The organism is Streptomyces sp. NPDC055078 (assembly GCF_053607985.1).
The window spans coordinates 1-8,119 of sequence record NZ_JBSGUP010000373.1 but is presented as its reverse complement, the minus strand read 5'-3'; the positions used below and the strand labels follow the sequence as shown (position 1 = coordinate 8,119).

At 71.4% G+C, this 8,119-nt stretch carries 6 protein-coding genes and 1 pseudogene; 4 read left to right on the top strand and 3 right to left on the bottom strand.

Annotated features, from left to right (window positions below; translation table 11 throughout):
• The 4 genes from ACWF94_RS26440 to ACWF94_RS26425 all read left to right on the top strand — a co-directional run.
• Nucleotides 1-1,538: hydantoinase B/oxoprolinase family protein (locus ACWF94_RS26440; protein ID WP_453493422.1), on the top strand; the 1,538-nt coding region annotated here is incomplete at its 5' end.
• On the top strand, nucleotides 1,531-3,381 hold the full coding sequence (locus ACWF94_RS26435; protein WP_453493419.1) for a hydantoinase B/oxoprolinase family protein: 1,851 nt from the start codon (nucleotides 1,531-1,533) through the stop codon (nucleotides 3,379-3,381). The genes ACWF94_RS26440 and ACWF94_RS26435, both read left to right, overlap by 8 nt.
• Before the next feature lie 66 nt (nucleotides 3,382-3,447).
• Nucleotides 3,448-3,948 (top strand): nuclear transport factor 2 family protein, encoded by a 501-nt coding sequence (locus ACWF94_RS26430; RefSeq protein ID WP_453493416.1) that lies wholly within the window; start codon nucleotides 3,448-3,450, stop codon nucleotides 3,946-3,948.
• Between the two features lie 200 nt (nucleotides 3,949-4,148).
• Nucleotides 4,149-5,213: an LLM class flavin-dependent oxidoreductase gene (locus tag ACWF94_RS26425; RefSeq protein ID WP_453493413.1), complete on the top strand. Its 1,065-nt coding sequence runs from the start codon at nucleotides 4,149-4,151 to the stop codon at nucleotides 5,211-5,213.
• On the opposite strand, the pseudogene ACWF94_RS26420 reads toward ACWF94_RS26425, so the two are convergent.
• The 3 genes and pseudogenes from ACWF94_RS26420 to ACWF94_RS26410 all read right to left on the bottom strand — a co-directional run.
• Nucleotides 5,189-5,338: pseudogene (locus ACWF94_RS26420) on the bottom strand (ABC transporter permease); the annotation flags it as partial. The gene ACWF94_RS26425 and the pseudogene ACWF94_RS26420 sit on opposite strands and share 25 nt — an antisense overlap.
• Nucleotides 5,339-5,682: 344 nt before the next feature.
• On the bottom strand, nucleotides 5,683-6,141 hold the full coding sequence (locus ACWF94_RS26415; protein ID WP_453493410.1) for an RrF2 family transcriptional regulator: 459 nt from the start codon (nucleotides 6,139-6,141) through the stop codon (nucleotides 5,683-5,685).
• A gap of 354 nt (nucleotides 6,142-6,495) precedes the next feature.
• Nucleotides 6,496-7,839, bottom strand: a complete 1,344-nt coding sequence (locus tag ACWF94_RS26410; protein ID WP_453493407.1) for an LLM class flavin-dependent oxidoreductase — start codon at nucleotides 7,837-7,839, stop codon at nucleotides 6,496-6,498.
• Nucleotides 7,840-8,119 lie beyond the last annotated feature (280 nt).

Below are 8,119 nucleotides of genomic sequence, written 5' to 3'. Positions count from 1 at the left end.
TCGTGGCGGTGGACAACCCGCTGCAGCTGGGCTCGATGGCCCAGACGGTGGCCGGGATCGTCGACTACTTCGAGTTCGACCTCAAGGACGGCGACATCGTCGTCACCAACGACCCCCACCGCGGCGGCACCCGGGTGCAGGACCTGACCCTGCTCAGCCCGCTGGTGATCAACAGCGAGATGCTTCTGCACCTCGTCGTGCGGGTCCCGATCCGCGATCTCGGCGGGCAGGTCGCGGGGAACCTCTACCCGGGCGCGACGGAGATCCTGGCGGAGGGCGTACCCGTCACTCCGGTCAAGATCCAGCGCATGGGCCGGGAGGCGCGGGACGTACTGACCACGTTCCTGCTCAACAGCCGCCGCCCGGACGAGACCCGGCGGGTCATCGACGCCGCGAGCGCGACGCTCACGCTGGGCCGGCGGCGGCTCGCCGAACTGGTCGGCGCGCGCGGCACCGATGTGATCCGAGCCGGGCTCGCGCACGCCCTCACCTACAGCGAGCAACTCGCCAGGGCAGCCATCACCGGCTGGCGCGACGGCACCCACACCGCCGCCCGCACCCTGGAGGACGATCCGTCCGGCGGGGGGCCGCTCACCGTACGGTTGTCGGCCACGGTCGAGCGGGACACGCTCCTGCTCGACTTCACCGGCACCGACGGCCAGCGGCCCTCGTTCGTCAACAGTTCGTCGGGGACGACGGCCGACTGCGCGTTGCGGGCCGTCCTCGCCGTCCTCGGCGACACGGTTCCGGCGAACAGCGGGCTGCTGCGGGCGGTCGAGGTACGTACGCGGCCCGGCACCGCCACCCATCCCGTCGACCCCGCCCCGGTCGGGCTGGGTGTCCACCACTGCGGCAGCGAGGTCACCGAGACCGTCGCCGCCGCCCTGCGCGACGCGGTCCCGACGCCGCTGCCGGCGCTGACCGTTCCGAGGCCGCTGGTGCTGAGCCGGCCGGCCGGTGACCGCAGCGACCAGACCGACCTCGCCCGCTGGGGAGTCGGCGGTGCGAGCGCCACACCCGGACACGACGGCTGGGGCGGGCCCGCCCTGGCCGGCCGCGCCGAACTGCCCTCCGCCGAACAGTGGGAGATCGAGACCGGCACGCGGATCGAGCATCTGGAGTACGCCGCCGACACCTCCGGCACAGGGCAGTGGGCGGGCGCCCCGGGCGTGGAGGCCGTCGTCGGACTTCCCCCCGGCCACGCGTACACCCTCTGGACCCGGACCGCGGCGTGCCCCGTCGACGGGCTCGACGGCGCGGTCGCCGGCGCGGGCGGCGGGGTCGCGTTCCACACCCCGGGGGGATGGCAGCCCGCGCCCGCCGTCGCCGTCGAGGAGCCGGTCGCGGCCGACCTGCTCCGGCTGCGCCTGCCCGGCGGGGGCGGCTACGGCCCACCCGGGGCACGCGACCGGGCCGCCGTTCTCAATGACCTCGCCGACGGCCTCATCACCCCGGCGAGGGCCCGGGACGTCTACGGAATCGATCCCGGCGAACGCGACGACGACACACGGCAGGAAGGCGGTGGCCGGCATGGCTGACCCGATCACGGCGGAGATCATCCGCAGCGCCCTGGACACCACGGCGACCGAGATCTACCAGACCCTGACCCGCTCGTCGGAACACCCCGTCGTCGCCGAGTCCAAGGACTGCGGCGCCGGTGTCTACAGCTACGACGGGGTCGAGGCGAAAATGGTCGCGCGGGACGGGATCATCCTGCACTCCTTCGCACAGCTCAGCTCGGCACAGACCAGCCTGGACTTCTTCCGCGGCGACCTGGACCCCGGCGACGTCCTGCTGGTCGCCGACTCCTACTCCGGCGGCAGCCACATCGGCGACTACACGGTGCTCCTGCCGATCTTCTTCGACGGCCGGCCCACATTCTTCACGGCCACCCGGCTGCACGTCGCCGACCAGGGCGGCCCGTTCCCCGGCGGCGGCAACCCCAACGGCCGGGAGATCTGGCACGAGGGCTTCCGCCCGGGCCCGCTGAAGCTGGTCGAGAAGGGCCAGCGGCGCCGCGAACTCTGGGACTGGCTGAAGCGGAACAACCGGCTTCCCGATCTCCTGGAAGCCGACCTCGCCGGAATGATCGGGGCGTGCCGGAAGGGCGAGGAGCGCATCCGTGAACTCTGCGACCGCTACAGCCTCGACACGATCGGTGAGTCCCTGGAGTGGATCTTCGGCTACTCCGAGCGCAGGCTCCGTGAGCACATCCGAGGCTGGCCGGACGGCACCTACCACTCCGAGGTCTTCATCGACACCGACAACCGCGACCACCGGGACCTGAGGATCAAGCTGAGCGTCACGGTCGCCGACGACACCATGACGCTCGACTTCACCGGAACCGACCCGCAGACCGACGGCACCATCAACAGCGTCGTCGCCAACTCGATCGCCTGGGTCTCCGTGGCGATCTCCGTGCTCTGCCCGGAGATCCCCGTGAACTCCGGGCTGTTCAACGCGCTGACCATCAACCTCCCGAAGGGAACCCTGGTCAACGCCGATCCGCCCGCCGCCACGATGGACTCCACCCTGTGCTGCGGCGGCCAGATCGGGCAGGCCGTCATGAAAGCCTGCGAGCAGTTCGTGCCCGAGCGGGTCGGCAACGTCTCCGTCCCCCTGCCCATCCACTACGTCAGGGGCTTCGACCGGCGCCCGAACCGGGATCACCCCGACCCCGGTTCGGGCGACAGCTTCTTCCTGTACTGGGAGCTGTCGGTGACCGCCACCTCGTGCAGTGCGACATACGGCGTCGACGGCTGGGGCGGCTGGGCAGCCCCGTTCAGCGTCGCCCGCCCGGTGAACGTCGAGATCAACGAATGGCAGTTCCCCGGTTTCTACCACCAGGACGAGTACGCGACCGACTCGGCGGCCCCGGGCCAGTGGCGGGGCAGCCCGGCCTTCGTCATGCGCCGCACCCTGCGCGGTGCCCGCGACACCAGCGCGTACTCCGACCCGCGAGGCATCGTGCACCCGCTGCCCGGATACGCCGGCGGCTACGAGGGAACCGGCAACGTCACGATCTTCGACGAGGGCGGCGACACCGAACTGATCGTCGCCGACGGCAACATCTTCACGGCGTTCGACCCGTCGGTCACCGTCTTCGCGCAAAGTGGTGCCGGCGGCGGCTGGGGCGACCCCCTCGACCGCGATCCGCGCCTGGTCCTCGATGACGTCCTCGACGAATACGTCTCCCTCGAAGGAGCGAAAGCGGACTACGGCGTCATCATCGACCCCCGGAAATGGGTCGTGCTCCAGGAGGAGACCGAGCGCGAACGAGCGGCCCAGAGAGCCGACACCACACGGGAACGCCGGGGCATCGGCAGAAAGAACCTGATCGAACGCGCCAACATCGGACACAGGACGGCCGCGCGGGATTGAGCGGGACCGACGGACCGTCACGGTCCCGACAGCAGAACGCCTGCCGTACCAAGCAAGGAGACAATGATGTCCGAAGACCGACCCGCCCCCGCCCCCGGCCAGGCCACACCCATGAGTCCCCGGGACGTCGTCCTGGAACTGATCCGCGCGGCCAGCGAAAGTGATTTCGAGAAGTGTCTGGACCTCCACTCCGAGGACGTCGTGGTGACACTCCCGTTCATGCTGCCCGAACCGGTCGTCTACGAGGGGAAGGCCGCCCAGCGCACCCAGCTCGACGATCCGCAGTGGCAGGCCAGGGTGCCGCGCATGTATCACGACATCGAGTACCGGGACGTGGTCGTCCACGAGACAACCGATCCCCATGTCGTGATCGTGCAGTGGAACTTCGTCTCGCGCATCGGTGAGCAGACGGTGGTCCATCCGAACATTCTGGTGTCGGAGGTCCGGGACGGAAAGATCGTACGGACGACCGACTACCACAACCACGTCGTACGCGCGATCGCCAACGGAAACGCACAGGAGCAGATCAACATCATCGAGGACATGATCCTTCCCGAGGACAGGTGATCACACCGCGCGGGCCGGCCGCCGCGGTTCGGCGCACGCCACCGCGACGGCCGCCCGTCCCCCTCCCCACCGGTCGGCCTCGTGTGTCTGCCGGTTCCCCCTGAACGACCCGCGCGCCCACGCTGCCGGACCCGCCACGCTGCCGCTGTTACCTGTCATGCTGAGCGAGTTCGAGCCGATCCTCATGCCCTGGAGGCTTGATGCGTGCTGGCGTGGTGGTCGCCGCGTACCCCGGTGTGGAAGACCTCGCGGTGCGGGCCGAGGAGTTGGGCCTGCACAGCTTCTGGGTCAACGACACCCCGATGGTCTCCGGGGACCCCTTCGTGGCCCTGAGCCTGTGTGCCAAGGCCACCCGTCGCATCCGGCTCGGCATCGGCGTGACCTCACCGGCGCTGCGCTCCGCCCCGGCCGCCGCGAGCGGGCTCGCCGGCCTCAACGCCCTGGCGCCGGGCCGGATCATCTGCGGGGTCGGCACCGGAAACACCGCCCGTCGCACCCTGGGCATGCGGCCGGTCACAGCGGCCACGCTGGAGAACTTCACCACCGCACTGCAGGACCTGTGCGCCGGACGGCCGACCGTGTACCGCGAAGGTGACCGGGTCCGTGACATCCGGTTCCTGCACACCGGCGCACACGTGAACACCACCGACCCGATCGAGTTCGTCGTCGCCGCGCTCGGGCCGAAGGCTGTCGCCGTCGCGGGCCGCCGCGACACCGGCCTCATCTCCTTCGGCCTGCTGGACCCCACCGCCTGGCACACGCTGCACGAAGCCCGCCGCCACGCCGCCCAGGACACCCTCCGCGACGGCGATGCCCGCACGGACTCCTATGTGGTCACCTCGCTTCACCTGCTCGACGAGCACGAGGACCCTTACGGCGACGCGGCCCGGGATGCGACGGGCCACCTCGTCCTGTCGCTGCTGGCCTTCGCCGCCGACACAGCCGCCGACACACCCGCCTTCGCCGGGCAACTCGGCCCGGAGGAACGCGAGGCGGTGCGGCGGTTCCTCGACCGGCGCGGCACCACCGCCACCGCGCCGGACCGGCACACCAAGCTCTACCCCAACTACCTCGGACGCATCGCACCGCGGGACCGGGATCTGGTCCTGCCCTCGCTGATGGACACCCTGGCCCTGGTCGGCACCCGCGACGACCTCCTCGCCCGCATCGCCACCCTGGAACGGGCCGGCATCGACGAACTCCTCATCCAGCCCGTGATCGACCCGCCCACCGAGATGGCTCAGCTCGCGAATCTCCTCGCCTGAGCGGAGCCACTGAGCGGTAAGGCCGGCTTCCCGCGCAGCGGCTCCACCGCCGTCGAGGTGAGCCACCCGAGGGCGCCGATCGTGGCCATCCCGACGAACACCGCCGGATAGTCGATGATCGTGTAGCAGGTCGGCGAGCTGCCGGGCCCGGTCCGCACGCAGTCGCCGGCGGCGCGCGGCGGCGACCGGGAGGGCGGCGGGGGCAGGTTCGGCTGGCATGACAGGGAACGTACAAGGAGAACCTCCTCGTTGGTGTTGCCGCCGTATTGCGCCACCTGACGGCCCTGTGGGAGGCCGTCTGACCTGCGGCTTCAGTGGCAGGATGACGCGATCCGCCACCCTGGCGCCCATATGGTGGACTCCGGATGTCCACGATGCGGCTGCGGTCTCCTGGAGGGCCGCCCGCATCCTGTGGGGTGAGATCCGCCGCCGGGTAGGACGGCTCCCGCGACTCCGACGGCTCCGGGGATCAGGGGTTGGTCCAGGCGCCGGGGGCGAGGGTCAGCGCGGAGACGCCGTCGGGCAGGTCGGCCGCCGCGACATCGGCGAGGGACACACCCTCAAGGATCTCGCGCACATGGGACCGCAGCGCGATCCACAGAGGGAGCAGCGACTGGGCGGGGCCGGTGTAGGAGAGGTCCGGAGGGCGGACGCCGCGCACCGAGACCAGCGGTCCGTCCACGACGCGTATGACATCGGCGATGCTGATGGAATCGGCGGGCCTGGCCAGCCGGTAGCCGCCGTTGCCGCCGCGCCGACTGAGGACGAGGCCGCCCCGCCGCATATCGTTGAGGATGCTTTCGAGGAACTTGTGCGGGATGTCCTGGGCGTTGGCGATGGCCTCGGCCTTCAGTGGCCCCCCGTCCCGCGACGCCGCGAGTTGCAGTGCGGCACGTACCGCGTAGTCCGCCCTGGCTGAGATCCGCATGCGCTCATTATCCCCCGAGGGGTGATCGTGTGCGGCGTCGGCGGGTGGGGCCGGCGGGGAGCGAGTACGTCCGGGCCGCGGCGTCCCGCTCCCCGGTCTGCCGGTGGCGGCGTCCTGCTCCCGGTCTGCCGGGTGGCGGAGGGACCGCCCCCGACGCCCGGCCGCGCGCCGCCGCCCGGTGGCCCTGGCGAGGGCTCCGGCGGGGGCGGTGAGGTGTTCGGCGACCGGGCTCCTGCCGAGGGACCGGGCTCCGGTCGAGGACGCGCATACCGGCCCGTTGGGCGCGGATACGCATCCCGCGCGTGCACCCCGGCCCCTGCGGGCCGATGCCGGGCCGCCGTCAGTCCGGCCCGGTCACACCGTCTTCGCCGCCGCCACCAGCCGGTTGGCCGGGCGTGCCAGACCGTAGTGCTCGCGCAGGGTGCGTCCGGTGTACTCGGTGCGGAACAGGCCGCGCCGCTGCAGGATCGGTACGACGTGGTCGACGAAGTCCTCCAGGCCGCCCGGCAGGTGGGGCGGCATGATGTTGAAGCCGTCGGCGGCGCCCTCGGTGAACCACTTCTGGAGCTCGTCGGCTATCTGCCCCGGGGTGCCGGCGAAGACGCGGTGGCCGCGTCCGGCGCCGAGGCGGGCGATGAGGCCGCGCAGTGTGAGACCGTCGCGGCGGGCGAGTTCGGCGACGAGCGTGAAGCGGCTCTTGTTGCCGTTGATGTCCCGCTCCTCGGGCAGCTCGGGCAGCGGCCCGTCCAGCGGCAGCCCGGTCAGGTCGGTGCCGAGCATCCCGGAGAGCTGGGCGAGCCCGTACTCGGGGATCTGCAACTCCGTCAGCTCCTCCTCCAGCGCGCGTGCCTCGGCCTCGGTCGAGCCGATGACGGGGGCGATTCCGGGAAGCACCAGCAGAGCGTCCGCGCGGCGCCCGTGGCGCGCGAGCCGGGACTTGAGGTCCTGGGAGAAGGACCGGCCGTCGGCGAGGGTCTGCTGGGCGGTGAAGACGGCCTCGGCGTACCGGGCGGCGAACTCCTTGCCGTCCTCCGATGAACCGGCCTGCACGAGCAGAGGGTAACCCTGAGGGGCGCGCTGGACGTTCAGGGGCCCGCGCACCGCGAAGTGCGCTCCGCGGTGGTTGATCTCCCGCACCCTGTCGGTATCGGCGTAGATGCCGCGCTCGCGGTCGAGCAGGACGGCCTCGTCCTCCCAGCTGTCCCACAGCTTGGTGGCGACGTCGACGAACTCCCGGGCCCGCTCGTAGCGCAGCCGGTGTTCCAGGTGCTCATCCCGGCCGAAGTTGCGGGCCTCGTTCTCGGTGCCGGAGGTGACGATGTTCCAGCCGGCCCGGCCTCCGCTGATGTGGTCCAGGGAGGCGAACTTGCGGGCGGTGTGGAAGGGCTCGTTGAAGGTGGTGGAGACGGTGGCGATCAGCCCGACGCGCTCGGTGACCGCGGCGAGGGCGGACAGCAGGGTGAGTGGTTCGAATCCGCCGAGCGCGTTGTACCGGGCGTTGCCCCACAGGGCGAGACCGTCGGCGAGGAAGACGGAGTCGAGCAGCCCGCGCTCGGCGGTCTGCGCGAGCTGCTGGAAGTAGCGCAGATCGGTGACGCGTTCGGGCTGGGTACGGGGGTGCCGCCAGGCGGCGTCGTGATGTCCGGCGTTCATCAGGAAGGCGTTGAGGTGCAGTTGGCGAGGGCTGGTCGCGGTCATGGCGTTCCTCGGATCGGGGGCAGTGGGGACGGCAGGGCAGTGCGAAGGGACCGGGCGGCCGGGCGGCGGCAGGTGGTACGGACTGACGGGGAATCGGCGGACGTCGCGCCTCTCTGAAAGAGGGGGAGGGGACGCCTGCCGGGGTGCCACGGGCCAGAAGAAGCCCTCAGCCGGAAGGAGTGCCCGCATGCCCGGCTGCGGGGCGCGGCAGGGTGGGAACCGGCCCGGGGACGGGATCCAGAACCGGAACCGCCGGTCCTGCTCGGCCGGCCAGGCCGTC

Excerpts from the sequence above, each read along its gene's own strand:
- ACWF94_RS26435 (WP_453493419.1), top strand. The coding sequence starts at position 1,531 with ATGGCTGACCCGATCACGGCGGAGATCATCCGCAGCGCCCTGGACACC.
- ACWF94_RS26430 (WP_453493416.1), top strand. The coding sequence starts at position 3,448 with ATGTCCGAAGACCGACCCGCCCCCGCCCCCGGCCAGGCCACACCCATG.
- ACWF94_RS26425 (WP_453493413.1), top strand. The coding sequence starts at position 4,149 with ATGCGTGCTGGCGTGGTGGTCGCCGCGTACCCCGGTGTGGAAGACCTC.
- ACWF94_RS26415 (WP_453493410.1), bottom strand. The coding sequence starts at position 6,141 with ATGCGGATCTCAGCCAGGGCGGACTACGCGGTACGTGCCGCACTGCAA.
- ACWF94_RS26410 (WP_453493407.1), bottom strand. The coding sequence starts at position 7,839 with ATGACCGCGACCAGCCCTCGCCAACTGCACCTCAACGCCTTCCTGATG.